Below are 26,844 nucleotides of genomic sequence, written 5' to 3' on the forward strand. Positions count from 1 at the left end.
GAACAGCCAAAGCGTGTACAACCCGTGTACAAAGAACCGAAACGACGAACAGGCAGGGCCAGTGAAACCGGCCCCACCTGCGTCGATACGTCGGGCTGACAGGATTCGAACCTGCGACCCCTTGACCTAGAAACAGATTCCCGGCGTATATCCCAACGATTCTCAATATGCACCACCAACTGTGATTATAATGGAATTGCATGGCTTCCCGTTTCCCGTTGCAGCCCATCGATTCTCCGTCAAACCGTGTACTGCCCGTGTACTTGGGCATGTGCGCATCGGTGTCACGCCGCACCGTGATGACGCAGAACCAGGCAGCAGCCGCGGCACCGGCGCCTAAAATGAGGACGACATCTATGCGGCGCTCTTGAGCACCCTGGATCTCCAGGCTCACGGACCCGAACGCGGACCGGGATCAGCAGTGCCACGCCTCACGGCCGGTCACCGAAGGAGCGAGGCAGCCAAAGGGCACGACGCCTACATCGCTGATTCGATAGGCGGACTTGGCATCCGGATTCAGGCAATAGAGGCCTACCTGGTCCATGCGGCAAGTCGGTCCGTTTCGGGTCGTCACCGTGCTTCCGTAGGGGAGCCGGTTGCCTGGGCCGTCCACCTCCCAGGGGGCTGGGCTGCCACTGTACTCGCCGATCTCGACTTTGCTATTCACCGCTTCGACGACGTTGGCCTGCCAAGGCAGGCGGGACTGTTCCTGGGGGTCCGGTGGGGGCTTCTGCAGGTCGACCCCGCACAGGAGGCCTGCGAGCGCAATGCATTTAATCTTGCCGCTGGGGCTCTGGAAGGCGATGCCGCTGGGGACTATCTGCACCGCGCCGGCCGGGTCGTAACCCCCAGTGTCCGTTGCGGTATCCGGGACTACTGCCTTCAGCGCACCTTTCTGATAGCCAGTTGGGTCGACTTGGATTCCAGCGTTGATCCAGGTAGTCACATCCGCGAGTGATGTTCCGGGTCCGGGTGCTGCGACGGGATCCGCACTACCGCTGAGCGAGGGTACCGACGCCACCGTCACCGGACTGCCAGTCGGCGTACCGTCCGGGCGGCAGGCCGCAAGTGTAGCCAACGTCAATAACCCGAACATCCCTGCCCGCAGTTGCTTCCACATACCATGATCCCCTGTCTGATTTGACATCACCTTACCGGACCTAACTGCCGTCGACCTCGAATTGATGCGCCAGATGGGTGACCCCTTGGGCATCAAGCCTATTGCTCAACTCGAACATTCCAGGCGCCTATGGATTTCGACAGCGCCAGCAGCTCGCCACCTGACATACGCCCCCGGCCATCCATCGAGCTTGCACCACCATTCGAATCGCATCACAAATAGAATCGGCGGGGTGGCGTCACAGTCCTGAATGCACTAGAACCGGGCACCAAGTTCAGATATGCGTATATCGAATCCAAATTACCCAACCCACTCCTTCGAGAGAGCCACACCTTCCAACAGCTCGAATTAGTCGAACCCTGCAGAATAAGGGTCATCCCGCCCTGGAAAGCCTGCCGAGGCGAGAGCGCCATATCTGCACACTCGATGACGCAGCAACAGCCCCGCCAGCTCAGGCCTGGACACTTGCCACTCGTGCCCCCGCAACGACGCAACCAATCCTGGCTATCACAGATAACCAATTACGAACCTACTCTGTAATAATCTCGTACCCAACCAAAGGCAAGTTCATTCCGAGTATCCTACCCATGCCGACAACGATTTTGAGCCAGGTTAATTGATTGAGGATGTTTTTTTCATCCGTAAAAGTCATCAAATACCGAGTCCACAACGGGCCGTCCCCCGGAAGGAATGCATCGTAAACAGGAATACCGTTCGAGACAGCTTCGTCCAGTGTGTTATGAGCAAGCCCGTAAAGCCCGCCACCATACGATGGTTCGGCCATCGCAACGTCTGCAGCGTCTCCCGGAAGAGCGCCCGCGCTGGCGGCTGCGGCGGCTGCGGATGCCATTTGCGCCAGTGCAGCCACCCCGGAGTACACGCTGAGAGCACCCATCGCCATTTCGACGATATCGCCCAGAACCTCCAAAGGACTGTTCGCCTTGGGGAGTGCCAGCAGCCCGTGGAAGAACGCCGCGGCCCCGCCGATGATTTCGAAACCTGCTGCTATCGCGGGCTGTCCAGCCAGCGTCGCCACGAGAGCGCCGATACCGCAGGCGAACGAGATGATGCCGAGCCAGTCGGTGTCGCGTCCGGTGGGGTCGTTGGCGTTGATCGGGTCGCCGTAGGTGTACTGGTAGCCGTTGGCAGACCCACCGGCGACGGGATCGGCCTGCAGGAACCGGCCCAGACTTGGCAGATAGGTACGTGCCCCCATCTCGATGTATTGCTGGCCACCACTGTGTTCGATCGGCAAGCCGTTGCCGCCCTGCCAGCCCAGGTCCATGCCACCCTGCTCGGTTTGCGGCATCGCGATGTCACCGATAACACCGGTGGTCGGGTTGATGTCCTGACCGTACGGGTCGTACACGTGGATCGGGCTGACCGTTCCACCCGAATTATCCGTAGTGAACAGGACATTGCCGCGGATGTCGGGGTAGGACCAGTTGCGGACCTGGCCGACGGCGTAGGACTTCGACAACACCACGCCACCGGGCAACGGCAGCACACGCTGCACGTTGTCGCTGAGACCGTTCGGGACCAGCACCAGTGACGGGCTGCCACCACCATCGGTGTAGCCGTAACGGGTCGTACCGGTCGTCGAGCCCGTCAGGGTTCGCTGCAGGATCCGGCCGCCGGCGTCACGGGTGTAGGTGATGGTGGTCCCCGACGCGGTCGTGGTGCTCAGGTGACGACTGGCCGCATCGTAGGCGAGGGTGTCGCCGCCGATCTTGGTGGTGTCACCGTAGGCATCGTAGGTCGGTGTTCCCCCGCTGCTCGACGACACCAAACGGTCGGTGTTGTCGTAGCAGTACGTCGTCGTGGTCGCGGCGGCGCCGTCCTGGCTGTCGCTGAACGACGTCCGGTTCGTGTCGGCACCGGCGGCAGTGTTCTGCCCGCATCCGCCGGTGGGGGCGAACCCGTAGGTCAACTGGTGGTGCGGTACCGTCGCCGCGACGAGCCGGCCGCCGGCGTCGTAGGTGTAGGAGTCCGATGCCAGCTGGGTTTGGGTTGTGCCGCCGGTGTAGATCCCTTCGTCGGTGATGCGGTTGTTCTGCGACCGGGTCGCCTTCGACAGGTAGTCGAACGCCGGGCCCTTCCACTCCAGGCTGGTCAGCGCTCCGGTGTTGTTACGCTGCGGCGCCGTTGCCGATGTGCCGTTGCTGTAGGTGATCCCATTAGCCTGACCGGCGGCGTCGTAGGTCACGGTGGCTGCGGTGGAGTAGTCCAGCGCGACCGTCTTGAGACGGCTGGCGTTGTCGAAGGTGTATTCGACCTCGCTGCTCAAGCCGGAGCTGTTCGTGGTCGCCGCCCGGATCAGACGACCGGACGTGTCGAACGTGTTGGCGGTCTTGATTCCGTTGGCGTCCTGATAGTTGGAGACCTGGCCCTGCAGGTTGCTCGTGGCAACCGTCGTGCCGCTGGTGCCGGCACCGTCGGTCACCGAGGAGCTCTGAGAGCTGGGCTGAGTGGGAAGGACCGGATCAGTACCGTAACGGCCTGTCCCAGACTGCAGCCGCCGGTCCGGTCCACCGCACATTCCCGATGTCCGGATTCGACTTCCCGACGGAGCGCGGCCAGGGCCTCGGACTCCGTTACAGGGGGCCGGTGAATCCGGCGGTCACCGATCCGGCCCAACGCCATTGACACCACTTCGCGGAACCGAGGCACCTCCAACAGTTCGGCTAGTTCGTCCGCATGCGCCCCGGTCAGTTCGAGGCTTGCGCATATCACGGCGGCGGCGGCCGATCCGACCTCCGCCACGTCGTCACCGAGCGCAGCCGCCAGAGGGCAGGACAGCCGCGAGGCTGCCGCGCGCCAGCGACGGATCGCTTGATGTGCCATCTCGACCGCGGCGTGTCGGCAGACCGGTTCGGGGCGGGCGAGTAACTGGGCAACCCACCGATAGCAATCCGATTCCCTGTCCTGCACGACCAAGGCACTCGCCCACAACTCGCCTGCCGACCATCGCAGCCTGCTACCAGGGCCGGCCAAACGCGCGCCGGCTGCGACCAGGTCTTGGACCAGGGCAGCCTCGGTAGGAACGAGTTCCGCAGCGCTGGCTGAGCGGGCGAAGGCAAGGCCCGCGCGCAAACGTACCGCCGGATCCGAGTCCTTCATGAGTGTCTGGACCAGGACCTGGCACGGGCATTCCTGGTGCGGGCAGCGAGTGCCGATCACAGCTTCGACAAGAGCAAGCCGCACAACCGGCTCGCAATCGGAACTACACACCAAGAGCAGATGTCTCGCACGATCGTGATCGGCAGCGGCGACCAGCCACACAGCCCGGCGCCGCACCTGCATGTCGCTGTCCGTGAAGCAGCTCTCGGCTGCCTCGACGAGGGCGCTTCGCCTGGAGTTCAGCGGCGCAAGATCGGCCAGCAACTGAAGCACGATGGAACGGACCCCAGGATCGGGATGTTCGACGAGCGCGAGCAAGTGTTCGGCGATCGGATGGGTCGGGTCGGAACGAAGCGCCTCGAAGATCCCGGATCTCGCGGACCCGTAGCCCTCACCGGAGGAGCTCTTCAGAGCAGTAGCGAGCCACGACTCGACAAGGTCGGTCGGCGACTGCGCCGACTCGCGGGCCGTCAACGGCCCTGGGCGAATCCGCCCTTCCGTGTATTCATGCCCTGGATACTCGCCGATCCGGTACCTGAAACGCAAGGGCAATCTACGGATCCAAGAGTCGGCGCCCGGAAAGCGTGCCCATGCACCCGATCCTGATACAGGCGGACACGCGGTAGCTATCGGGCAGCACAGCACGAGACGAGCGCGCGGCCCAGGGCTCGGATCGGCCGGCCCGGACTCCCGCACGGCGGCAATATTGCTCACTGTATCTAAGGGTAGTCAGGTGGTGTGAGGAGTGACTGGCGCCGCACTCGCGACGAACGCAGGGCTCAGCACGCGCGCGCACCGTGTCGACTGTTCCGGTGCGGCCAGGGGAAAGGCGTTCGGGCAGTGGTGTTTTCCTTTACGTTGTGGTGGTGAGCAACGAACGTCCGAAGTACGCGGTGATACCGGCGCCCAAGGGGCGTCTCGAGCCGACGGATCTTGTTATCGCCAAGTTCTTGGGCGCACCGTCGCGGCGGTGGACTGAATTTGTCGCGGAGAACTTCGTTTACATTGCCGCAGAACCAGGTTCGCGAATATGGGTCGACGAGTGCTGGGTCGACAACGAGTGGGCACTGTGCGCGCGGTACCGCGACCAAGCCGACGAAGCCTTCGGGATGCGGGTGGTCGACCTGCACGTTCCTCGGGAGCCGAGCACACTGTCGGACCCGCTCGTCCGGGGTGGGCGACATGCTTCGGCGCGGTCGCAGGCCAGGCACCTGCTCGACGGGGTACCGGATGACGGCCAGGACGTGGTTGTCGGATGGACCGAGCAAGACGGTCGCCGCTGGTGGGGAATACCACCGGCGGCGGGCTGGCCCAGCGTACTCGAGCCGGCCAACAACGTGGCCGCCTTCAGCTGGCCCCCGCCGCGCCATCCGCACCGCAGGACCACCGATGCGCATCGGCGCCTCGCGCAGACTTTCGCTGCGATCGAGTCTCCCCGCTGGTCCGAACGTGCCTTGTCGGCCTGTCTGAATTCTCTCTTGATCAGCCACACGGCAGCGCGCATCGCCGTCGAAGACGCTTGGGCCGAGGACGAGTGGACCTTCGCCGTCGTCTACCAGGACCCGTGGCACGATGTTGCCCGCCGTATCGGGTTACGTCGCTCGACCTACGAGCGCGACAGCAACACGTTCTACAAGATGCAGTATGGAGGCGGGCTTACCTGTCCTCCGGACCCGACGCGTTTCGGTCAAGACGTCGCGGAATGCGACATCGGCGAGCCGCTCGGCACGATCGCTGAACATCTGCGAGCCGACGCCAACGGCATCCACTGGTGGGGAGACCGCCCATTACAACCTCCCCAAGGTCCTGTGGCACACTGATCCGCCCACATCCGCAGTGCGCCCCGCCGAACACGAACTCGCGCGCATCAACGACCGGATTCCACACGACATCACCTTGTCCGCACATCGGCATGAGCGGACGTTCTACGACGGGCAACTTGCCCGTTTTGGAGGGGCGCCGGTACGGCCAGGCGCCGGGTTCCGCAGATGAGGAGGACAGGGTGGCAATCGGGCGACTGGTCGACGGTCAGGTAGATGTTCACTACGGCCAGATCTATGTCCACAGCGACCCGTCGAGCCCCGGTTCGGAGCTGCCAGAGTCCTTCGCTGGTCAGAGCGGCGGGCTCTGCGGTGCGGCGGTACCCGGCGCGCTCCTTCTCATGACCGGGCTGCATACCGGCAAGGTCGGATTCACTGTCGAGGTGCTCGATCAGGCTCCGGCGCTGGACCCGGAATGGGAAGACGTGGTGGAAGTTTCGTTCCGCCCGAGGTCTGATTCCAGCGAACTGGTCGAATTCTTACAGCAGAATGCCTGGACGCTGGACCTGGCGGAGGTCGACTATCGGGTTCGGTACTGCGCACGTGGTATGGATGCCGGCCGCGAGGCCGACACCAGAGTGGATGACGAACCGCCGGTCGACTGCTACCTCCTACAATTCTGGCCTGCCCCAGCCGAACCGGATCGAGTAGTGCGGCAGACCTCGGACGCGGCTGCCTACTGGCACGAGTACGCGCGCGGATTGTGATGTGACGCCGCCGCCGGTCCGATCAGTCAGCGGCGCGCCACTCCTCGGAAATACAGCCTTCCTCGTAGTCCCACCGTCCGCTCTGCGCGCCTTGAATGACGAGTTGCTTCACCGCGCGGATGTCGGCATCGGCCGGCACATGCAGGGCGACCAGATTGAACCGCTTCAGTCCCTCGCCTTCGACTCTCAACGGTGCGAACGCATCCAACACGGCCTGTCGCTTCTGCGCCGAATCGCCGTCGCCATAAGGGACGATGCGGATCGTGCAGTTCTCGGAGTACTCCACGGCCTCCCTGACCCATAGGAGGCCGTCATCGTCGGGAACGACACGCACCACGTCCCCGGCAGAGAACCCCTGAACGAAGAAGGGGATGTTGTCCAACTCGACGAGGTCCTCATCGCGCGTGATCGCCCACATCGTTTCGACTCCGACCGGCGGCCAATTGTCCCCATCCTGAGGCAACTCGAATCCCACCCGCACTCGAGCAACATCGTCGGCCACTGTTGTCTCCTTCACGCTGCCGACAGCCCGTCAGGTTGTCGCGGAGATCAGTCTGCCTCACTCGTCCGATCCATCCGTACCACTCGGCCGGACCGGTGCCGCTGACCTCGCCGCCAAGAATCACCGGCCGGCGTCCCGCCCACCATGGACAACGATCCGCCCGGTCTCGTCAATCGTCCGTGCCGACGAGCAAGGTGACAGTCTCCGCCGCCCGGTCGATGAGAACCAGTTCGCAGAACCCGACGTGTACATCCCCGTAGTCGTGCACCGCATCCGGTGAGAGCGGCCCGAGCACGTAGTGGCTGGTTGCCGTCCGAGTCGGCGCGTAGACATGGGCCTCGAGTCGTTCCCGAAAGCGCGCCGGCATCTCGTCGACGTCACCTGCCCACTCATCGAAGACTTCGATAGCGCGATCCACGTCGACCTGCTGGTAGGTGTCCGGTCCGATGCGGTGACGCCACCACTTTCCATGCAATGACTTCGACTTCGCGGCCGAGTCGGGTCCCAAGTAGTCGTCGCCGAACTGCGGATGGGCAATCAACGCGGCCAGGATCATCCGGTCGGCGATCGCCTCCGACTGCAGCCGGAAGTGCTTGGTGTGAACCCATTGGCAATCGTGCGCAAAGACACCTCCGTCGTACTCCGAGAAGTTCGTGAATTCGAATCGCAGGTAGTCGAGCGCCACCGGCCGGTCTGCCACGTCCTGTCGCCGAACCGACTCCGCCGGGCGCGGATAGCCCGCTTCCCGACCATACTGGATCAATGCGTCGACCCGATCGCCCTCGCGCAACTCGAGGACATCCCGTAACGCGACGTCAGCCAAATGGAACCATGCCGGCGATCCGTCGGCGCGGGTCAGGCTTCCGGTGCCGTTTCGGATGTTCCAGCGGTGAATCGTGGCCGATTCCAGCACGGCATCCGGCTTTTCCTTGATCCATCCGTCGTCGACGGACGGGGTGCTGTCGTGGACGACAAACTTCCGCTCGACGGATGTCACCTGATAGTGCTGGGCCCGCAGCGCCGCGACCAGTGCCGCACATCTGGCGGCTGCGACGTCGTCGCCGACGAACCGGCAGCGCTGGGTGACGATCCGTTCGATCTGTCCGTCGGTACGGAGCTTCCGGGTATCCGTCGACAGGTGTGCTGTGTGCGCCATGGCGAGATCCGCGAGACCGTCTGCCTCCGTGGTGCCGGGGAGCAACAGTTCGATGTGGTGTTCGAAGTAGTAGAGCTGCCCCAGCTCCCGCGCCGCAGCTTCCGATTCCGGCACCCCGACCGTCTGTGGTGTCGCCCCGATCTTGATGCGCGCCAACGAAATACCTATCGCACGAACGTCTGCGACCAGTGCGAAAATCGATTCGCGAACCGCGGTAAAGTCACCCGTCGCCGACCAGATCAGCATCGGCTCATCTGGCACCCGTCCTCGGTCCAGCATTATGCGCGCGAACTCGAGCCCACGCTCGGCCGCGAACTCAGCCAGACGATCCGCGTCGGCGGGCTGCGTCGTCAGCTCGGCTTCGAATTCCCCGTGAAAGATGGGTGCCGGTTTCCACACCGAGCCATCCTCGCAAACTCGGCCGGGGCCAGCCGCGCCGGATCAGGACAAATGCTGTCCCGTCAGGACATCCTCTGCGTGACGATTTCAATCGCTGTTCGAAGACCCCGAGAGCAGTGGTTCTGAGCTCTTTGCAGAACCCGGTCTGTCAGCCCGATACTGCTGGTGGGTTGGCGCGTTCGATGCCGCTGACCTCGCCGCCAAGAGAATCGCCGGACCGGCGTCCGGCCCGCCATCGACAACGATCCCAGGTCCCTCACCGGGGCTGACACCTCATGGGCGCTGTACTGGCACGATACGGACCACCGAGCCGGCCACCCTGCGTCGAGCTGTAGTGCTCTATGCGCGTCCTTGGAAATCACTGCGGGAACTGCCAACTCGGTCCAACAACAAGAGTGCGACCACAACGGATCACGGCTCATCGGCACCGCGACATACAACCTCACATCGTCGGTCACGCGGCGCGGAACGCATAGATTGGTGACACCCACGTTGGAAAAACGGTGACAGATGTCGTGATCAGGCCACCGCATCCGCGCGCTCAACCGCACCTCGCGGTGACAGATATGGTGGTCAGCCACAGGAGAGTCGTTGCAGGTAGAGGCGATTCTGTCCGGAACCATCCCCTGCGGTGCTGCGTCCAACCGGTATGGACATCGACGAGGACTGGATCGACCGGCAGGCCCTGATCGACGCGGACCCCGACCCCGACGACCCGCAGGTCTGGGCAGACCAGCGATGGGTCCGCCAGCTGCTGCGCCGATACGGCGACCTACTCAGATCCCAAGGCCAGTAGGTGATTTCGTCGTGCCAGGGGTAGTGCCAGGCGGCGTTATCCGGCCGTCTCGCGCTCGGCCAGGAACTTGTCGAGCACGTCGAAGAGGAACTCGAGGACCTGCGATTCCTGCTCGGGTGTGAGAGCCTCGGCGAGGTCGCGATCCGGCAGCACGATCGATTCGATCAGCGCCCACCACGCGAGGCTGCTGTGGTGGCCGAGGTAGTTGGCCATCAGCCACTCGCGGAAGCCGTCGAGCAGCGGCCGGCCGTGGCGGCCGGCCGCCGCGTCGTAGCCGTTGAGGAAGTTGATGACGCTGCGCACGTCGGTGCGGACGATGTACATGCCGCTGCGCTTGGCGAACAGGGCGATGAACTCACGCTCGGTGAGATCGTTCGGATCGGTCACCACCCGGCCGTTGACCGTCAGTTGCTGCTGTGGCCCGTAGGTCGTGCGATCGGAGCTCTCCTGTACCACTGGTTCACCTTCAGTGTTGTACCTGTTTCCGCCGGGGATCAGTTGGATGGGATCAGCAGAGGCGTGGGTGCATCCTGTGGCTGTTCCTGCACTTCTTCGGCGTCGACGGGGACGATTTTCGCGAAGCAGGGCCACAGTGTCGGCGTCTTCAGGGCAACGGTCGTGTGTGGATCGGCCACCACGCTGAAGGGGATCTTCGGCGGCATCGGAGCGGCCGAGACAAGCGGAGGGAGCGTCCTGGGGTCCTGCGGCGGGCATTGTGCGGTGGCGTGGATGACATACGGCTGGTCATTGTCGTTGGTGCACTGCAACGCGTAGTTGCACTGCACACCCGGCGCGAGGTCAACCGGCGTGTAGGGCGAGCCCGAGGAGGAGCCGTCGGCGGCCGCGGTTGTCGCCACCTCCACGGGGCCTACCAGCGCCAAGCCCCCGAGGGCGAGAATTCCTGCTGTGGACCGAAATCGCATGTACGTTCCCCCTGGCCCGGTGGTTGTCCGGCCCATCCAACTCATCGAAATATCAAGCGCCACAATGGCAGCGCTACAGGCTAGCAGGCTGGACCGACCTCGATCCACCTTGCTCCCGCCAAGGTGGGGCAGTGCCGAGCCTTCTCACCAGCCGCAATGACATCTGATCCTATAAAGACACTTTGACCTGTTCGGGAGCCTTGTCGGTACGAATGCCCCGGAAACTGGGATGCCTTAGCACACCGGCGAACTCGCGGTACTCGACCTCGGCGACGATAACCGGGTCGACCCACCACACGGACCGGCCGACAATCGCCGGAGGTGGTTCGTCGAGCGGGCAGGCCTCGCGTCGGATCTGGTCGAGAGCCGCCCGGATCGCTCGCCGCGCATCGACAGTGAACCCTGTTCCGACACTGCCGATCCCGCGCAGTCGCCCGTCCGGTGTGTGGCCAGCCAGAACGAGCGCGCCGAATGTCGCTGCGTTGCCGTTCCCGGGCACCGCCCCGACGACGACGGCCTCCGGGGAGTGTCGGGATAACGGGTCTGGCGCACTTTCGGTGGTGGCCGACGGGTCGTTGACGGCACGATGCCTCGATGGATGTGGCGGATGTTGCTGTGGGGCGTGTGTTTTCGGGTTTGTATCCGTTGGTGATCGACGGTGTGGTCGATGAGGGCCAACGGATCGTGGTAGCGGCCAGAACGGCGTCCGGTCCGGCCGAGTGTTCACGGTGCGGTGCATGGTCAGTTACGGTTCACAGCTACCACTATCGGACTGTCGCTGACGTGCCGTTGGACGGGCGCCCGGTCGTGATCCGGGTGCGGGTGCGGCGGCTTGTCTGTCCGACATCGCTGTGCTGCAGGACATTCCGTGAGCAGGTTCCCGGCGTGCTCGAACGCTACCAGCGCCGCACCGCCCGGCTGACCGGCCAGGTTCGGGTGGTCGTGCGGGAGCTGGCCGGCCGCGCTGCGGTCCGGCTGCTGGCGGCGCTGCCGGTGCGGCTGTCTCGTCATACCGCGGTGCGGATCCTGCTGGGTATCCCGCTGCCGGCGCAGCCGGTTCCTCGTGTGGTGAGCGTGGACGACTTCGCCCTGCGCCGCCGCAACCGTTACGGCACCGTCGTCATCGACGCGGTCACCCATGAACGGATCGACGTTCTCGGTGACCGCAAGTCCGAGACTCTCGAAGCATGGCTACGCGCCAACCCGAACGTCGAGGTCGTCGTCCGGGACGGTTCGAATACCTACGCCGAAGCGATCCGCCGCGCGCTGCCCCGCGCACTGCAGGTCAGCGACCGCTGGCACCTGTGGCACGGCCTGGCCCGATCGGTGAGAGACGTCGTTGCCGCGCACGGCCGATGCTGGGCCGCCGCCGGCCCGAAACGACAGACGCTGGTCCGGGAAACCACCACGCTGCAACGCTGGCATGCGGTGCACAACCTGCTCGATCAAGGCGTCGGTCTGCTAGATTGCTCACGGCGGCTGGGATTGTCGCTGAACACGGTGAAACGGTATGCCCGCGCGGCAGAACCGGATCAGCTGCGCCTGCCGCCGCAATACCGGGCCTACTTGGTCGATCCGTATCGCGACCATCTTCGCCGGCGGCGCGCCGAACAGCCCGGTGTCCCGGTGCTGCACCTGTTCCACGAGATCAAAGCCCTCGGCTACACCGGCGGTCTCAACCTCCTGCACAAATACCTCAACCAGGGCCGCGCCGAAACCGAGCGGATCACTCCTTCGCCGGGGCGGCTGACCTCATGGATCCTGACCCGGCCCACCGACCTGCCCGCCGGCCGGAAATCCCACCTGGACGAACTCGTCGCGGCCTGCCCTGAAATGACCGACCTGTCCCGCCTCATCGGTGAATTCGCTGCGATTCTGACCGAGCGCCGCGGCAGCGACCTCGACGGCTGGATGAAGCAGGTCCGTGAGGCCGGGCTGATCGAGCTCGGCCCATTCCTACGCGGGCTCGACCAGGACCACGACGCCGTGGTCGCCGGTCTGACTCTGCCCTACAACAAAGGGCCGATCGAGGGCGTCAACACCAAAACCAAGCTGATCAAGCGACAAATGTATGGGCGGGCAGGATTCGAGCTACTCCGGCACCGGATCCTGCTGGCCTGAGGCGACCACCGAAAGTGCGCCAGACCCGGTCTTCTTACAGTCCCCAATGCCGGTACCCTGGTCTGTGCGAGGGACTGACCGGATGATATGCCCGTCAGGAGCCTGCCATGGCCAAGCACCTACGCACACCACACGAGGACGAACCGACCGGTTCCGAGAACCCGGCACAGCACCTACTGGAGAATCCGACCATCTCGGTACCCGACGCAGCTCGACTGCTCGGCATCGGGCGCTCCACAGCCTACGCCGCAGTGAAGACCGGTGAGCTCCCGGCCATTCGGGTCGGGCACCTCATTCGAATTCCATCTCGGTGGATGCGCAAAATACTCCACCTCGAGTCTGACCCGGATGAAGATCCCAGGTAACGGCATGGCAGGACCCCATCCGCGGTAGCTCTCTGCGCCAGCCACTTCCAGTCCTCCATCGGCACTGCCTTATGCCATAGACGATCTTGGACTCATAAGGCGCGAGCGCCGGAGCCGGCACCCACGACAGCGGAAACCGCACTCCGCCGCCTTTATCCCATCGACGGCGTCACACCCTCCATGGTGCTGATTCATATCCGTATCTCCGCCGCAGAGCACGGTGCCCACAAGGCCTGACACGAAACGACCCACGGGACCTCGATTCGATCCAGCCCATTGGGCCGTCGGCACGCCGAGCTCGCAACGGGCCAGTACCTGGGCTCGTGCCGTCTAACGATGCGTCGTCCCCATTTGCACCTCCGCCTCGTATCAATCTTCCACTACGACAGCAGGATCGATATGCCCAAGAACAGTCTCTTCTACCCGTACGAAGATCCCGAGCAGCCCAAGAAAACTCGCCGCAGCGAGCCGATCAACAAACGCACAGCCAGGAACGGGAACGTCACCTATACGTTCCAGGTCGACGTCGGCACCAAGCCCGATGGCACTCGCGACCGACAGCGATTCACCTACCGGACACTGACCGAAGCGCGACGCGAGTATCGCAGGATCACCTCGGAAGTCGCCGCCGGACGATACGTGAAAATCACCGATGCCACGGTAGATGAAGCATGTGAGCAATGGCTGAACGGGCGGCGCGGTCTCCGCCGGAACTCGATGCGGACCTACCACAACGATCTCAAGCCCGCCCGGCGCCAGCTCGGCGGCCTCAAACTGGCCAACCTCACCAAAAAGGACGGCGACGACCTGGTGACCTGGATGCTCAGCGAAGGCCGACGCTCCCGCAGGAACTTCCGCCCGAACAGCCTCCTGTCGCAGGTAGCCGACCTCATCGCGCAACACCCGGAAGGGATCACCGCACAAGAGATCCGGGCGGCATTCCCCGGAAAACCTGCTCATGCCACTACCTGGGCGTTGGTCAAGGCCGGCCGCGCGACCAGACTCCGGCGGGGCGTGTATGCCCCCGCTCACCCAGCAGAGACAGTCGGCGGGGTAAAGCCTGTTACCGTGCGATCCACATTGACCGCCCTGAGCATGGTGGTCCAGTCCTATGTCGATCAAGGAGCACTGCCGCGGAACGTAATCTCGCTGGTCGAGCGCCCCAGCGATGACCTCACCGACGACGACAACGAGCTGAATACAAAGTCGTGGAATATTGCCGAGATCAACACCTTTCGCGAGTTCGTCGCCGATCATCGCCTGGCCGCGTGCTGGATCATGTCCACCTACGGACTACGTCGCTCCGAAGTGCTCGGGATGCGCTGGACCCGGTTCGACGACACCTCAATGCAGATCCGCCGAGCCAGAACGACTCTCGGCAAGGAAACCGAAGAAAACCTGCCGAAGTCACGCCGCAGCAAACGCGACCTCCCGCCACCCGCCGACTTGGCCGCAGCACTGCGCGCATTGAAACTCCGGCAGCAGGCAGAGTGTCGGGAGCTGGGTATCCCCTGGTCCGACGATCGACTGATCGCGGTCCATGAGGACGGCACCCCCATCCCGCCGGACTGGTACTCCCTGGAGTTCCAGCGGCTGCGCAGCCGTGCCGGGCTGCGACGAATCCCGTTGAAGGGACTGCGGAACACATCGGTCTCGCTGATGCTCGCATCAGGAGTCCCGGTCCACATCGTCGCAGCCTGGCACGGCCATGACCCCTCGATTTCACTGTCAACCTACAGCGCGGCACAGCCTGAGGACCTCGAGGCGGCCGCGGCGACCCTGTTCGATCAGGGCTCGGACCCAGCCCACCGCAGCTAGGCACACTCTTGGCACACTGGCCCGGTTTCGACCCTGTCCAGGGCCCGCCGACACGCCCCGAAAACCCTTCCTGACCTGGCGAATCAGAAGAATCCGAGCTTCTTCGGAGAATACGAAACCAGCAGATTCTTCGTCTGCTGGTAGTGGTCGAGCATCATCGCGTGGTTCTCGCGGCCGATGCCGGACTTCTTGTAACCGCCGAAGGCGGCGTGTGCGGGGTAGGCGTGGTAGCAGTTCGTCCACACCCGGCCCGCTTTGATGCCGCGGCCCAGCCGGTAGGCGGCGTTGATGTCGCGGGTCCACACGCCGGCGCCGAGGCCGTAGAGGGTGTCGTTGGCGATCGCGAGCGCCTCTTCGGGAGTGTCGAAGGTGGTCACCGAGACGACCGGGCCGAAGATCTCCTCCTGGAAGATCCGCATGTCGTTGCGGCCGGCGAAGATCGTCGGCTCGACGTAGTAGCCGCCGGGCAGGCCCTCGACCTTGCGGGGGCCGCCACCGACGAGGACCTCGGCGCCCTCCTTCCGGCCGATGTCGAAGTAGGACATGATCTTTTCGTACTGGTCGTTGCTGGCCTGGGCGCCGATCATGGTGGCGTCGTCGAGCGGGTCACCGCTGACGATGGCCTTCGTGCGCTCGATACAGCGCGCCATGAACTCGTCGTAGATCGACGAATGCACCAGTGCGCGTGAGGGACACGTGCACACCTCGCCCTGGTTGAGGGCGAACATCACGAAACCCTCGATCGCCTTGTCGAGGAATTCGTCGTCGGCCGCCATGACATCGGGCAGGAAGATGTTCGGGCTCTTGCCGCCGAGCTCCAGGGTCACCGGGATGATGTTCTCGCTGGCGTACTGCATGATCAGCCGGCCGGTGGTGGTCTCCCCCGTGAACGCCACCTTCGCCACCCGCGGGCTGGACGCCAGCGGCTTACCCGCCTCGACACCGAATCCGTTGACCACGTTGACGACTCCGGGCGGCAGCAGATCCGCGATCAGCTCCACGACCTTCAGGATCGAGGCCGGAGTCTGCTCCGCGGGTTTGAGGACCACGGCGTTGCCCGCCGCCAGCGCGGGTGCCAGCTTCCACGTCGCCATCAGGATCGGGAAGTTCCACGGGATGATCTGACCGACAACACCCAGCGGCTCGCGGAAGTGATAGGCGATGGTGTCGGCGTCGATCTCGGAGATACCGCCCTCCTGGGCACGCACCACACCGGCGAAATACCGGAAATGATCCACTGCCAGTGGCAGATCCGCGGCCTTGGTCTCCCGGACCGGCTTGCCGTTCTCCCACGTCTCGGCCACCGCCAGCGCCTCGAGGTTCGCCTCGATCCGGTCGGCGATCTTGTTGAGGATGTCGGCCCGCTCGGCGACCGGTGTGGCACCCCAGCCGTCGGCGGCACGGTGCGCGGCGTCGAGTGCCAGCTCGATATCGGGGGCGGTGGAACGCGCTACCTCGCAGAAGGTCTCACCGTCGACCGGCGACGGGTTCTCGAAATACTGTCCCGCCACCGGCGCTGTCCACGCACCGCCGATGAAATTGTCGTAGCGAGTAGCGAATTCGACGATGCTGCCGTCCGTACCGGGCTTCGCGTAGGACATGACCGACCCTCCTTGTGGGATACCGCTGGTCGCCACGCCGTCCGGACGTGACCTGCACCACTATCCCACCGCCACGGAAATGTCCGGGCGGAACATTCTCGGCGCGGCCGAACCTCGCCACTGTTCCGCAGAGAGGGAGGGTCACCGGCCTCCCATCGGGGGCCGAAAGACCACGGGAGTGCCGGAACCTGTCCGGCACTCCCGCGGCTGGTGTTCGGTGATCAGTGCGAGAACTTGATCTGCAGGCCGATGCCGAGGATGGCGATCAGCCAGATGGTGCCGGTGAAGACGGTGATCCGGTCGAGGTTCTTCTCGACGACGGTGGAACCGGACAGGCTGGACTGCACGCCGCCACCGAACAGGCTGGACAGGCCTCCACCCTTCGCCCGGTGCAGCAGCACCAGCAGCACCAGTAGCAGGCTGGTGATCACCAGGAGGATATCCAGGAACATGCGCATGCTCGACAGCTTATGCGGTCCGCGGGGCCGGTTCGCTACCGGGTGAGCCGCCCCGGCGGGCCCCGACCCGCCCCGTCCCGCGCGCCGAACGACCACCTGACCGGGACGCCGCCCGAGCGCCCTGCGCGCCAGCCGGGAACACGCACTTCCGGCCGGTAACATCCGCCACATGGCGGCCCACCTGCTGCGATGGTTCCCCCTGTTGCCGACCGCGCTGGTTGCCGCGGCCTGCTCGATACCGACCACCGCCGCACCGCCGCCGGCCGTGGGCCGGGCCGTCGCCGGACAGCTGCACGCGTCGGCCGCCGATCCCGGCGCCCCCACCGACCCGCTGGGCAACCCGTTCGGCCCGCCCGGTCCGCCGGCCCCGCTGCTCGGCACGCCCTGGGTGGTCGTGACGGTCCTGAACGCGCGCGGCGGCGATCACGACCCGGCACTCGCGCAGGTCCGGCCGACTCTCACCATCACCCCCGGCGGCGCCGTGTTCGGCAATGCCGGATGCAACCGGCTCACCGGCGACGCCCGCATCGATCCCGTCGGCCCGGCCGAGGACCACACGGCGCGAATCGTGTTCCGGACCGCCACCACCAGCCGGTGGTGTGGCTCGGCGGTGCTGGCGCTGGAAGAAGAGGTGCTGCGCGCGCTGCGCGGACCGGTCGAGGCCGTGACCGGCCCCGGCACCCTGACCCTGCGCAACCTGGCGGAGCACACTGGTCTCACACTGCGTGCCGAATAAGGAGCGCCGACCGCCATGACCGACGACCGCGAAGCGATGCTCGACCTGTTCTTCCGCAACGCGGTCAAGGGCGCGGTGTCCGGCACCCGGGTCACCGATGTCGATGCCGCGGTCGCGGGCCGCCCATGGACGACCGGTCAGCTGTGGGAGCTGTACGAGGCGCAGGCCACCAGCCGACACCTGGACCTGGCCGCCCGGCGGCTCACGGCCGCCGGTTCGGGGTACTACAGCATCTCCTCGGCCGGCGGGGAGGGCGATGTGGCGGTGGCGGCCGTGTCCCGGGTCACCGATCCCGCACTGCCGCACTATCGTTCGGGCGCCTTCTACGTGGAACGGGTCCGGCGGGCCGGTTCCGGGGATCCGGTCCGCGACCTGCTGCTCGGGGTGGTCGCGGCGGCCGCGGACCCGATCTCGGGCGGCCGGCACAAGGTGATCGGCGACCGGGCGGCCGCGATCGTGCCGACCACCTCCACCATCGCCTCCCATCTCCCCCGCGCGCTCGGGCTGGCGTTCGGCCTGGACCGCGCGGCCCGGCTCGGCCGCGCCACCGGCTGGCCACCGGATTCGGTGGTGCTCTGCGGATTCGGCGACGGTGGCGCCAACCACTCCACCGCGACCGGCGCGATCAACGCCGCGATCAATGCCGCGCACCGGCGGATTCCGGTCCCGGTGCTGTTCATCTGCCTCGACAACGGGATCGGCCTGAGTGTGCCGACCCCGCGCGACTGGATCGCCGCCGCCTACGCCTCCCGGCCCGGGCTGCGCTACTTCTTCGCCGACGGCTGCGATCTGCTGCCCACCCTGGACGCCGCGGCGGCGGCCATGGACTGGGTGCGTGGTCAGCGCCGGCCCGCGTTCCTGCACCTGCGCACGGTCCGGCTGTTCGGGCACGCCGGCTCCGACGTCGACTCCGCGTACCGGCGCCGCTCCGATATCGCCGATGACGTCGCTCGGGATCCGCTCACCGCCACCGGCACCCTGCTGGTCCGGCTCGGGGTCAGCGCGGACGAGGTCATCGACGCCTACGACCGGATCGGTGATCGGGTCGCGGCCACAGCCGCCGAGGTCGTCGACGCGGCGAAGCTGCGCGACCGCACCGAGGTGAGCGCGGTGATCGCGCCCCTGCACCCGGACCGGATCGAGCGCGACGCCGCCCGGCAGACGCCGCTACCGGCACCGCCTGCGCCGCAACGCATTACCGCGCCACCGGCACCGGCCGTCCGCACACCGGCACCCGCTGCCGCACCCACCTATCCCGACTTCGCCGCGCCGTTCGACGGCAGTTTCGGCGCCCGGCCGGATTCCCCGGCGTCCTGGTGGCCCGCGCTCGGCGCGACCGAACCGGCCATCGTCGCCATGCCCGAATCCGGCCCGGAAGTCGCCTTCGACTCCGCACCCGTCTACCACGCGCCCGCCGACCCCGAGGCCGCGGACGACACACCGGCAACCCTCGCCCAGGCGGTGAACCGCACGCTGCGGCAACTGCTCGATCGCGACGACGACCTGCTGGTCTTCGGTGAGGACGTCGGCCGCAAGGGCGGCGTGTACGGCGTCACCAAGGGCCTGCAGCGCACCTTCGGCGGCCGCCGCGTCTTCGACACCCCGCTCGACGAGCAGACCGTGCTGGGCGTCGCGCTCGGGACCGGGCTGGCCGGCTTCCTGCCGATCCCCGAGATCCAGTACCTGGCCTACGTGCACAACGCGCTCGACCAGATCCGGGGCGAGGCCGCGACCATGTCGTTCTTCTCCGCCGGGCAGTTCCGCAACCCGATGGTGGTGCGGATCGCGGCCTACGCCTACCAGAAGGGCTTCGGCGGCCACTTCCACAACGACAATTCCGTTGCGGCCCTGCGGGATATCCCGGGCCTGATCGTGGCGTCACCGTCGCGTCCCGAGGACGCGGCCGCCATGCTGCGCACCTGCGTGGGCGCTGCCCGGGTCGACGGCCGGGTGTCGGTGTTCCTGGAACCGATCGCGCTGTACCACACCCAGGACCTGTACGCATCCGGTGATCGAGAGTGGCTGTCCCCCACCGGAACCGGTCATGTCCCGGTCGGCCGCGCCCGCTGCCACGGCGACGGCAGCGACCTGACGATCGTCACCTTCGCCAACGGTGTACCGATGAGCCTGCGGGTGGCACAGCGGTTGGCGCGCCAGGGAATCCGGGCCCGGGTGCTCGATCTGCGCTGGCTCGCACCGCTGCCCGTCGAGGATCTGCTCGTTCACGCGCACGCCACCGGCCGAGTGTTGGTCGCCGACGAAACCCGGCGCAGCGGAGGGGTTTCCGAGGCGGTGGTCACCGCCCTGGTCGACGGCGGCTACCGGGGCGCGCTGAGCCGGGTCACCAGCGCCGACAGTTTCGGCCCGCTCGGACCGGCCTCGGCGACCGTCTGGCTGAGCGAAGACGAGATCGAGTCCGCCGCAATACAACTCATGTGGGATGTGACCGGCTCCGGCGGGCCCAGCCGACCCTGACTCACTGCGGCGGATCCGGTTCCCACTGCGAGGGCTCGGCATCCGGCGGCAGTCCCGCACGCAGCCGGTCGACGTGATAGGCGACCCAGGACGCCGCCAGCCGTTCCGGCGTCGCGTGGTACAGCTCCGCGAGATCGCCCAGCGCCCGCGCCCGGTCCGCGTCCAGCTCGATCACCACGCGCGCGGTCCGCCCGGATTCCGTTGCCATCCACCGATCCTCGCATCGCGCACCATCGCTGTCACCACAAGCGAGCGCGACCCCCGATCCGCACCACATCCCGGTGCCACGAAACGGCTCCGGCCCGGTACCGCGTGGTACCGGGCCGGACGACGTAGCGGCGTTCGCCGATCAGGGCAGCGGACCGCCCGCGGCGATCGCCGACATGGTCGCGAACTCGTCACCCTTGAGCGACGCACCGCCGACCAGCGCACCGTCGATATCGGGCTGCGCGAGCAGTTCCCCGACATTCTTCGCGTTGGCCGAACCGCCGTAGAGGATCCGCACGCCCGCCGCGGTGTCCGGGTCGGCCAGCTTGCCGAGCTCGGTACGGATGGCGCCGCACACCTCCTGCGCGTCGGCCGGGGTCGCGACCCGGCCGGTGCCGATGGCCCACACCGGCTCGTAGGCGATGACGATCTTCGAGATCTCCTCCGCCGTCAAGCCTTTCAGCGAACCACGCAGCTGCTCGAGGTTGTAGGCGACGTGGGTCTGCGCCTCGCGCACACCCAGCCCCTCCCCGATGCACACGATCGGGGTGAGCTCGTGCTTCAGCGCCTGCTTGGCCTTCGCCAGCACGATCGCGTCGTCCTCGTTGTGGTACTGCCGCCGCTCCGAGTGCCCGACCACCGCGAACGTGCAGCCCAGCTTGGCAAGCATGGCCGCGCTGATCTCACCGGTGTAGGCACCCGACTCGTGGGTCGAGACGTCCTGCGCACCATAGGTGATGAGCAGTTTGTCGCCGTCCACCAGCGTCTGCACGCTGCGCAGGTCGACGAACGGCGGGATGACCGTCACATCGACCTTCGCGAAGTACTTGTCGGGCAGCGCGAACGCGATCTTCTGCACCAGAGCGATGGCCTCGAGGTGGTTGAGGTTCATCTTCCAGTTGCCCGCGATCAAGGGCTTGCGCGCCATCTCATGCCTCCAGCACGGTCAGGCCCGGAAGTTCCTTGCCCTCCAGGTATTCCAGCGACGCACCGCCACCGGTGGAGATGTGCGAGAAACCGTCCTCGGGCAGGCCCAGGGTGCGCACGGCCGCGGCCGAGTCGCCACCGCCGACCACGGTGAACGCGCCCTTCGACGTGGCGGTCACGATGGCCTCGGCGACCCCGCGGGTGCCGTCGGCGAACTTCTCGAACTCGAACACGCCCATCGGGCCGTTCCAGAACACGACCTTGGCCTCGGTCAGCAGCGCCGAGAAGCGCTTCACCGACTCGGGACCGATGTCCAGACCCATCCAGCCGTCGGGAATCTCGGTGGCGGACACCACCTTCGACTCCGCGTCCGGCGCGAACTTGTCCGCCACCGTGATGTCGACGGGCAGATGCAGCACGTCGCCGTAGGTCTCCAGCAGCTGCTTGCAGGTGTCGACCATCTCGGCCTGCAGCAGCGAGGTGCCCACCTCGTAGCCCTGCGCGGCCAGGAAGGTGAAGCACATGCCGCCACCGATGACCAGCGTGTCCACCTTCGGTGCGAGCGCCTCGATGACCGCCAGCTTGTCGGAGACCTTCGAGCCGCCCAGCACGACCGCGTACGGCCGCTCCGGGTCGGCCGTCAGCTTGCGCAGCACGTCGACCTCGGCGGCGACCAGGTTGCCCGCGTAGTGCGGCAGCAGCTTCGCCACGTCGTACACCGACGCCTGCTTGCGGTGCACCACACCGAAACCGTCGGAGACGAACGCGCCGTCCTCGCCGACCAGTTCCACGAGCGCGGCGGCCAGCTTGGCCCGCTCGGCGTCGTCCTTGCTGGTCTCGCGCGGGTCGAACCGCACGTTCTCGACCAGCATGACGTCACCGTCGGTGAGGCCCTCCGAGCGCGACAGCGCGTCGTAGCCCACCACGTCGCCGGCGAACTGGACGTTGCGGCCCAACTCCTCGGCGAGACGCACCGCGACCGGCGCCAGCGAGAACTTCGGGTCCGGCTCGCCCTTCGGGCGGCCCAGGTGCGCGGTGACGACCACCTTGGCACCGGCCTCGGCCAGCGCCTTGATGGTCGGCACCGAGGCCACGATGCGGCCCGCGTCGGTGATCACCCCGTTGTCGTCGAGCGGCACGTTCAGGTCGGAGCGCACGAGCACGCCCCGGCCCTCGACGCCCTCGGCGAGCAGGTCTGCGAGTGTCTTGACTGCCATGCGGGTCAGAGGGACTTGCCGACGAGGCCGATGAGGTCGGCGAGACGGTTGGAGTAGCCCCACTCGTTGTCGTACCAGGAGACGACCTTGACCTGGTTGTCGATCACCTTGGTCAGCGGCGCGTCGTAGATCGACGAGTGCGGGTCGGTGACGATGTCGGTCGACACGATCGGGTCGTCGTTGTACTTCAGGATGCCCTTCAGCGGGCCCTCGGCGGCGGCCTTCATCGCGGCGTTGATCTCCTCGATGGTGGCGGGCTTCGCCAGCGTCGCGGTGAGGTCGGTGACCGAGCCGGTCGGGACCGGCACACGCAGCGCGTAGCCGTCCAGCTTGCCCTGCAGGTCGGGCAGCACCAGGCCGATGGCCTTGGCCGCACCGGTGCCTGTGGGCACGATGTTCAGGGCAGCGGCGCGGGCGCGACGCAGGTCCTTGTGCGGCGCGTCCTGCAGGTTCTGGTCCTGGGTGTACGCGTGCACGGTGGTCATCAGACCCTGCACGATGCCGAACTCGTCGTTGAGCACCTTGGCGATCGGGCCCAGGCAGTTCGTGGTGCACGACGCGTTGGAGATGATGTTCTGGCTGCCGTCGTACTTGTCGTCGTTGACGCCCATGACGATGGTGATGTCCTCGCCGGAGGCCGGCGCGGAGATGATGACCTTCTTGGCGCCCGCGGCCAGGTGGCCCTTGGCCTTCGCGGAGTCGGTGAAGATACCGGTGGACTCGACCACGATGTCCACGCCCAGCTCGCCCCACGGCAGCGCCGACGGGCCTTCCTTGATCGCCAGCGCCTTGACGCGCTGCTCGCCCACCACGATGGTGTCACCGTCGACGGAGACGTCCTGCGGCAGCCGACCCAGGATCGAGTCGTACTTCAGCAGCGTCGCCAGGGTGTTGATGTCGGTGAGGTCGTTGACCGCGACGATCTCGATATCCGTCTTGCCGACCGCCTTCAGCGCCTCGACCGCGCGGAAGAAGTTGCGTCCGATACGACCGAAGCCGTTGATACCTACCCGGACAGTCACGTTATCGCTCCTCAGCTCTCCAGCGGAATTTCGCTCCGATGCGAATTCCACCTTAACGGCACACCATAGCGTTCCCGGACACGGCCCTGGGCCTCGTAAGACAGCCGTGACCTGTGAAGCTCACAACGTTGCGAGACGGTGAACCGGCTCAGGTCACGGCACCGGGCCACTGCACGTTGCAACAACAAGCAATGCACCGGGTTCGGCGGACCGGTCGGTACCGGACAGGCAAGCAGGCGGTATCGACCGGGCAAGCTCGGATGCCGAATACCGCAGCGGCACACCATGAACCGCAAGCGCGGGCACCGCCGAGCGGCCGACGGCCCGCCGCTGCCGGGGCAGTGACGGGCCGTCGTGGTGGGTAGCTATCGCTCAGGCGTCCTCGAGCAATTCGGCGGTGACCGCCGATTCGGTGTCGGGGATCCCGAGTTCCTTGGCGCGGCGGTCCGCCATCGACAGCAGGCGCCGAATGCGGCCGGCCACAGCGTCTTTCGTCATCGGCGGCTCGGCCAGCTGGCCCAGCTCCTCCAGCGACGCCTGCCGGTGCTGCACCCGCAGCCGGCCGGCGGCCGCCAAGTGGTCGGGCACCTCGTCGCCGAGGATCTCCAGCGCACGCTCGACCCGGGCGGCCGCGGCCACCGCGGCGCGCGCCGAGCGGCGCAGGTTGGCGTCGTCGAAGTTCGCGAGCCGGTTCGCGGTGGCCCGGACCTCGCGGCGCATCCGCCGCTCCTCCCAGGTCAGCCGGGTGTCCTGCGCGCCCATCCGGGTCAGCAGGGCACCGATCGCCTCACCGTCGCGCACCACCACCCGATCGGTGCCGCGCACCTCGCGGGCCTTCGCCGAGATGCTCATCCGGCGGGCGGCACCGACCAGGGCCAGCGCGGCCTCCGGACCCGGGCAGCTCACCTCCAGCGCCGACGAGCGGCCCGGCTCGGTCAGCGAACCGTGGGCCAGGAACGCGCCCCGCCACGCCGCCTCGGCATCACTGATGCTGCCGCCGACCACCTGAGCCGGCAGGCCGCGGACCGGCCGGCCGCGCACATCCAGCAGCCCGGTCTGGCGGGCCAGCGCCTCGCCCTCCTTGGAAACCCGCACGACATAGCGGGACGTGCGGCGCAGGCCGCCCGCGCCCAGCACATGCACGTCCGAGCCGTAGCCGTACAACTCGAAGATCTCGCGCCGCAACCGCCGCGCGATCGACCCCATATCGACCTCCGCCTCGACGATGACGCGGCCGCCGACGATGTGCAAACCACCGGCGAACCGCAACAATGCCGACAATTCGGCCTTGCGCGAACTCACCTGGGACACGCTGAGCCGGCTCAGCTCGTCCTTCACCTCGGCTGTCATCGCCACGAGACGCGCTCCTTCCCGCCCAATGCGGACCGTACGTGCTCGGTCATCTGCCGTCCTTCTGCTCGAAGTCCTGCCAGCTCCGGCCGAGGTTGCCGAATCACCTGATCCAGTGCGGCGGCGAGCTTTCCAGGATGGTGCCGGTCGGTGCCCGCCTCGGCGACATCGGCAAAGGTTACTCGCGCGCACAACTGTTCGGCAGCTCTTGCCAGATGTTCGCGTTCCCTACCCTCGGGTACGGATCCGGAATCGACCACCACCTGGTCGACTTCGAAATCCGGTGCGTGCTGGGACAATACATGCAGGTGCCGCTCGGCGCTGAATCCCGCCGTTTCGCCCGGTTCCGCAGCGAGATTGAGAACCAGGATCTTTCGCGCCCGGGTGTGTTCGAGCCCGTCCCGCAACGCGGGCACCAGAACGTGCGGAATGACGCTGGTGAACCACGATCCCGGGCCCAGCACCACCACGTCGGCCGCCTCGATCGCCGAGGTCGCCGCGCTGCTGGCCGGCGGATCGGACGGGATCAACCGGACCCGGCGCACCTTGCCCGGCGTGGTCGCCACCGCGACCTGCCCGCGGATACACCGGCTCACCCGCGGATCCGCCTCCAGCCCGGAAACGTCGGCCTCGATGGTCAGCGGCGTGGGCGACATCGGCAACACCCGGCCGGTCACGCCCAGGATCCGCCCGGCCTCGGCCAGGGCCGCCTCCGGGTCGCCGAGCACCTCGGTCAGGCCCGCCAGGATCAGATTGCCGACCGAATGCCCGGCCAGTGCCCCCGAACCACGGAACCGGTGCTGCACCGTGCGCGCCCAGACACCGTCGGTGTCGTCGGCCAGCGCGGCCAGCGCCATCCGCAGATCGCCGGGCGGCAGCAACCCCAGTTCCGCCCGCAACCGGCCCGACGAGCCGCCGTCGTCGGCCACCGTGACCACCGCGGTGATTCGCGACGTCAGTCGCCGCAGGGCAGTCAACGTGGCGTACAGCCCGTGCCCCCCGCCCATGGCCACGATCGCCGGCCCGCCGGCGTCGCTCCCGTCGGTCGCGGCCCCCGCCGCGATCTCGTCCGGGATCATTCGCGCCCCAGATCTCGATGTACCACGCGCACCTTGTCATCCGCGTCGCGCTCGGCGAGCAGGTCACCCAGCGCCTCCGACATCGCCACACTTCGGTGTTTCCCGCCCGTGCAACCCACGGCGACGGTCATGTATCGCTTCCCCTCTTGCCGGTACCCGGTGATGGTCAGGTCGATCAGCCGGCCACAGGTCTGCAGATATTCCTGTGCGCCGGGACGCGAGAGTACATACTCGCTGACCACCGTGTCCTGTCCGGTGTGTTCCCGCAATTCGGGTATCCAATGCGGGTTGGGCAGGAACCGCAGGTCGAACACCATGTCCGCGTCCAGCGGCAAGCCGTACTTGAAGCCGAAGGACTGGATGGTGATCTGCAGCGGCTGGGCCGCGCCGTCACCGTAAGCCTCCTCCAGCTTCCGCGCCAGCTGATGCACCGACAGCGTGGTGGTGTCGATGACCAGATCGGCGGCGGTCTTCACCCGCGACAGCTGCGCCCGCTCGGCGGCGATATCGGCCGACAGGGTGCCGTCGGCGTTCTCCCCCTGCAGCGGATGCTGTCGGCGCGCGAAACCGAAGCGGCGGATGAGCACCGTGTCGGAAGCCTCCAGGAACAGCACCCGGGTGCGGATGCCCTGCCCGCGCAACTGCTCGGTGACGCCGGACAGGTCGCCGGTGAAGAACCGGCTGCGCACGTCCATGACCAGGGCGAGCCGGGTAATCTGCGGGTCGGTCTCGGCGCCCAGCTCCACCAGCCGGCCGATCAGCTCGGGCGGCAGATTGTCCGCGACGTACCAGCCCAGATCCTCGAGGACGCGCGCCGCGGTTCCGCGGCCGGCGCCCGAGAGCCCGGTGACGATCACGACTTCGGTCATGAGAGCATCCTGTCCTCTTCTCGAGCTCCTCGGGCCGCGCGGCCGGACCCGACCGT

25 protein-coding genes are annotated in these 26,844 nt (G+C 66.6%); 8 read left to right on the top strand and 17 right to left on the bottom strand.

Annotation, left to right across the window (positions count from 1 at the left end):
* Positions 1–415: 415 nt before the first annotated feature.
* The 3 genes from EBN03_RS33925 to EBN03_RS31665 form a co-directional block, all read right to left on the bottom strand.
* A complete protein-coding gene (locus EBN03_RS33925) occupies positions 416–1,120 on the bottom strand; it encodes a hypothetical protein (protein ID WP_147471781.1) in 705 nt (234 codons plus the stop codon).
* A gap of 529 nt (positions 1,121–1,649) precedes the next feature.
* Positions 1,650–3,563, bottom strand: coding sequence for an RHS repeat-associated core domain-containing protein (locus tag EBN03_RS31660; RefSeq protein WP_158675799.1), 1,914 nt, complete (start codon positions 3,561–3,563; stop codon positions 1,650–1,652).
* Positions 3,560–4,792, bottom strand: coding sequence for a HEAT repeat domain-containing protein (locus EBN03_RS31665; protein ID WP_158675800.1), 1,233 nt, complete (start codon positions 4,790–4,792; stop codon positions 3,560–3,562). The genes EBN03_RS31660 and EBN03_RS31665 overlap by 4 nt, the downstream gene beginning before the upstream one ends.
* Positions 4,793–5,106: 314 nt before the next feature.
* Here EBN03_RS31665 and EBN03_RS31670 point away from each other — a divergent pair, with 314 nt between their 5' ends.
* Complete coding sequence (locus tag EBN03_RS31670) at positions 5,107–6,060, top strand: hypothetical protein (protein ID WP_147471782.1); 954 nt, start codon at positions 5,107–5,109, stop codon at positions 6,058–6,060.
* Positions 6,061–6,152: 92 nt separating this feature from the next.
* On the top strand, positions 6,153–6,767 hold the full coding sequence (locus EBN03_RS31675) for a hypothetical protein (RefSeq protein WP_199743057.1): 615 nt from the start codon (positions 6,153–6,155) through the stop codon (positions 6,765–6,767).
* Positions 6,768–6,789: 22 nt separating this feature from the next.
* Here the strand turns inward: EBN03_RS31675 and EBN03_RS31680 are convergent, their stop codons facing one another.
* Together EBN03_RS31680 and EBN03_RS31685 are read right to left on the bottom strand one after the other, a co-directional pair.
* Positions 6,790–7,269 (bottom strand): DUF4265 domain-containing protein, encoded by a 480-nt coding sequence (locus EBN03_RS31680; RefSeq protein WP_233608770.1) that lies wholly within the window; start codon positions 7,267–7,269, stop codon positions 6,790–6,792.
* A 169-nt stretch (positions 7,270–7,438) separates the two neighbouring features.
* A complete protein-coding gene (locus tag EBN03_RS31685) occupies positions 7,439–8,824 on the bottom strand; it encodes a hypothetical protein (protein WP_122191856.1) in 1,386 nt (461 codons plus the stop codon).
* 631 nt (positions 8,825–9,455) lie between these two features.
* Between EBN03_RS31685 and EBN03_RS34385 the strand changes: the two genes are divergently transcribed.
* The gene (locus tag EBN03_RS34385) at positions 9,456–9,620 is read left to right on the top strand and encodes a hypothetical protein (RefSeq protein ID WP_158675801.1); all 165 of its coding nucleotides are present in this window, start codon (positions 9,456–9,458) and stop codon (positions 9,618–9,620) included.
* 36 nt (positions 9,621–9,656) lie between these two features.
* On the opposite strand, the gene EBN03_RS31690 is transcribed toward EBN03_RS34385, so the two are convergent.
* From EBN03_RS31690 to EBN03_RS35370, 3 genes are all read right to left on the bottom strand, one after another.
* On the bottom strand, positions 9,657–10,076 hold the full coding sequence (locus EBN03_RS31690; RefSeq protein WP_122191857.1) for a hypothetical protein: 420 nt from the start codon (positions 10,074–10,076) through the stop codon (positions 9,657–9,659).
* 38 nt (positions 10,077–10,114) lie between these two features.
* Positions 10,115–10,483 carry a hypothetical protein gene (locus EBN03_RS31695; RefSeq protein WP_147471783.1) on the bottom strand — a complete coding sequence of 123 codons (369 nt, stop codon included), beginning with the start codon at positions 10,481–10,483 and terminating at the stop codon, positions 10,115–10,117.
* Between the two features lie 229 nt (positions 10,484–10,712).
* Complete coding sequence (locus EBN03_RS35370; RefSeq protein WP_122191859.1) at positions 10,713–11,042, bottom strand: ATP dependent DNA ligase; 330 nt, start codon at positions 11,040–11,042, stop codon at positions 10,713–10,715.
* 95 nt (positions 11,043–11,137) lie between these two features.
* Here EBN03_RS35370 and EBN03_RS31705 point away from each other — a divergent pair, with 95 nt between their 5' ends.
* The 3 genes from EBN03_RS31705 (at position 11,138) to EBN03_RS31715 (ending at position 14,847) form a co-directional block, all read left to right on the top strand.
* Entirely contained in the window at positions 11,138–12,664 is a 1,527-nt protein-coding gene (locus EBN03_RS31705; protein ID WP_122191860.1) for an ISL3 family transposase, read from the top strand.
* A gap of 107 nt (positions 12,665–12,771) precedes the next feature.
* Positions 12,772–13,029, top strand: coding sequence for a helix-turn-helix domain-containing protein (locus EBN03_RS31710; RefSeq protein WP_122191861.1), 258 nt, complete (start codon positions 12,772–12,774; stop codon positions 13,027–13,029).
* 399 nt (positions 13,030–13,428) lie between these two features.
* Positions 13,429–14,847, top strand: coding sequence for a tyrosine-type recombinase/integrase (locus EBN03_RS31715; RefSeq protein WP_122191862.1), 1,419 nt, complete (start codon positions 13,429–13,431; stop codon positions 14,845–14,847).
* An 83-nt stretch (positions 14,848–14,930) separates the two neighbouring features.
* Here the strand turns inward: EBN03_RS31715 and adh are convergent, their stop codons facing one another.
* Both adh and secG read right to left on the bottom strand, forming a co-directional pair.
* Positions 14,931–16,448 (bottom strand): aldehyde dehydrogenase, encoded by a 1,518-nt coding sequence (adh, locus tag EBN03_RS31720; RefSeq protein WP_122191863.1) that lies wholly within the window; start codon positions 16,446–16,448, stop codon positions 14,931–14,933.
* 221 nt (positions 16,449–16,669) lie between these two features.
* Positions 16,670–16,906, bottom strand: a complete 237-nt coding sequence (gene secG / locus EBN03_RS31725; RefSeq protein ID WP_122191864.1) for a preprotein translocase subunit SecG — start codon at positions 16,904–16,906, stop codon at positions 16,670–16,672.
* A 169-nt stretch (positions 16,907–17,075) separates the two neighbouring features.
* On the opposite strand from secG, the gene EBN03_RS31730 reads away from it, so the two are divergent.
* Positions 17,076–17,642 (top strand): META domain-containing protein, encoded by a 567-nt coding sequence (locus EBN03_RS31730; protein WP_122191865.1) that lies wholly within the window; start codon positions 17,076–17,078, stop codon positions 17,640–17,642.
* Positions 17,643–17,657: 15 nt separating this feature from the next.
* Positions 17,658–20,117, top strand: a complete 2,460-nt coding sequence (locus tag EBN03_RS31735; protein WP_233608771.1) for a thiamine pyrophosphate-dependent enzyme — start codon at positions 17,658–17,660, stop codon at positions 20,115–20,117.
* A 1-nt stretch (position 20,118) separates the two neighbouring features.
* Here EBN03_RS31735 and EBN03_RS31740 read toward each other — a convergent pair whose 3' ends face one another.
* The 7 genes from EBN03_RS31740 to rapZ all read right to left on the bottom strand — a co-directional run bounded on the left by EBN03_RS31740 (position 20,119) and on the right by rapZ (position 26,788).
* Entirely contained in the window at positions 20,119–20,325 is a 207-nt protein-coding gene (locus tag EBN03_RS31740) for a hypothetical protein (protein ID WP_122191866.1), read from the bottom strand.
* A gap of 141 nt (positions 20,326–20,466) precedes the next feature.
* Positions 20,467–21,252, bottom strand: coding sequence for a triose-phosphate isomerase (tpiA, locus tag EBN03_RS31745; protein ID WP_122191867.1), 786 nt, complete (start codon positions 21,250–21,252; stop codon positions 20,467–20,469).
* A gap of 1 nt (position 21,253) precedes the next feature.
* Entirely contained in the window at positions 21,254–22,468 is a 1,215-nt protein-coding gene (locus EBN03_RS31750) for a phosphoglycerate kinase (protein ID WP_122191868.1), read from the bottom strand.
* Positions 22,469–22,473: 5 nt separating this feature from the next.
* On the bottom strand, positions 22,474–23,490 hold the full coding sequence (gene gap, locus EBN03_RS31755) for a type I glyceraldehyde-3-phosphate dehydrogenase (RefSeq protein WP_122191869.1): 1,017 nt from the start codon (positions 23,488–23,490) through the stop codon (positions 22,474–22,476).
* Positions 23,491–23,862: 372 nt separating this feature from the next.
* Entirely contained in the window at positions 23,863–24,846 is a 984-nt protein-coding gene (whiA, locus tag EBN03_RS31760) for a DNA-binding protein WhiA (protein WP_122191870.1), read from the bottom strand.
* Positions 24,837–25,919 (bottom strand): gluconeogenesis factor YvcK family protein, encoded by a 1,083-nt coding sequence (locus EBN03_RS31765; RefSeq protein ID WP_122191871.1) that lies wholly within the window; start codon positions 25,917–25,919, stop codon positions 24,837–24,839. Before EBN03_RS31765 ends, whiA begins: the two co-directional genes overlap by 10 nt.
* On the bottom strand, positions 25,916–26,788 hold the full coding sequence (rapZ, locus tag EBN03_RS31770) for an RNase adapter RapZ (RefSeq protein WP_122191872.1): 873 nt from the start codon (positions 26,786–26,788) through the stop codon (positions 25,916–25,918). Before rapZ ends, EBN03_RS31765 begins: the two co-directional genes overlap by 4 nt.
* Between the last annotated feature and the right edge of the window lie 56 nt (positions 26,789–26,844).

Origin of the sequence: Nocardia stercoris, from assembly GCF_003696265.1 — a bacterium.
In the GTDB taxonomy this organism is placed as follows: Bacteria; Actinomycetota; Actinomycetes; order Mycobacteriales; family Mycobacteriaceae; genus Nocardia; species Nocardia stercoris.

Coding starts and splice junctions, on each gene's coding strand:
- EBN03_RS33925 (WP_147471781.1), bottom strand. CDS start 1,120: ATGTGGAAGCAACTGCGGGCAGGGATGTTCGGGTTATTGACGTTGGCT.
- EBN03_RS31740 (WP_122191866.1), bottom strand. CDS start 20,325: ATGGCAACGGAATCCGGGCGGACCGCGCGCGTGGTGATCGAGCTGGAC.
- EBN03_RS31750 (WP_122191868.1), bottom strand. CDS start 22,468: ATGGCAGTCAAGACACTCGCAGACCTGCTCGCCGAGGGCGTCGAGGGC.
- rapZ (WP_122191872.1), bottom strand. CDS start 26,788: ATGACCGAAGTCGTGATCGTCACCGGGCTCTCGGGCGCCGGCCGCGGA.
- EBN03_RS31730 (WP_122191865.1), top strand. CDS start 17,076: ATGGCGGCCCACCTGCTGCGATGGTTCCCCCTGTTGCCGACCGCGCTG.
- EBN03_RS31765 (WP_122191871.1), bottom strand. CDS start 25,919: ATGATCCCGGACGAGATCGCGGCGGGGGCCGCGACCGACGGGAGCGAC.
- secG (WP_122191864.1), bottom strand. CDS start 16,906: ATGCGCATGTTCCTGGATATCCTCCTGGTGATCACCAGCCTGCTACTG.
- EBN03_RS31705 (WP_122191860.1), top strand. CDS start 11,138: ATGGATGTGGCGGATGTTGCTGTGGGGCGTGTGTTTTCGGGTTTGTAT.
- EBN03_RS31715 (WP_122191862.1), top strand. CDS start 13,429: ATGCCCAAGAACAGTCTCTTCTACCCGTACGAAGATCCCGAGCAGCCC.
- EBN03_RS31735 (WP_233608771.1), top strand. CDS start 17,658: ATGACCGACGACCGCGAAGCGATGCTCGACCTGTTCTTCCGCAACGCG.
- EBN03_RS31675 (WP_199743057.1), top strand. CDS start 6,153: ATGAGCGGACGTTCTACGACGGGCAACTTGCCCGTTTTGGAGGGGCGC.
- adh (WP_122191863.1), bottom strand. CDS start 16,448: ATGTCCTACGCGAAGCCCGGTACGGACGGCAGCATCGTCGAATTCGCT.
- tpiA (WP_122191867.1), bottom strand. CDS start 21,252: ATGGCGCGCAAGCCCTTGATCGCGGGCAACTGGAAGATGAACCTCAAC.
- EBN03_RS31710 (WP_122191861.1), top strand. CDS start 12,772: ATGGCCAAGCACCTACGCACACCACACGAGGACGAACCGACCGGTTCC.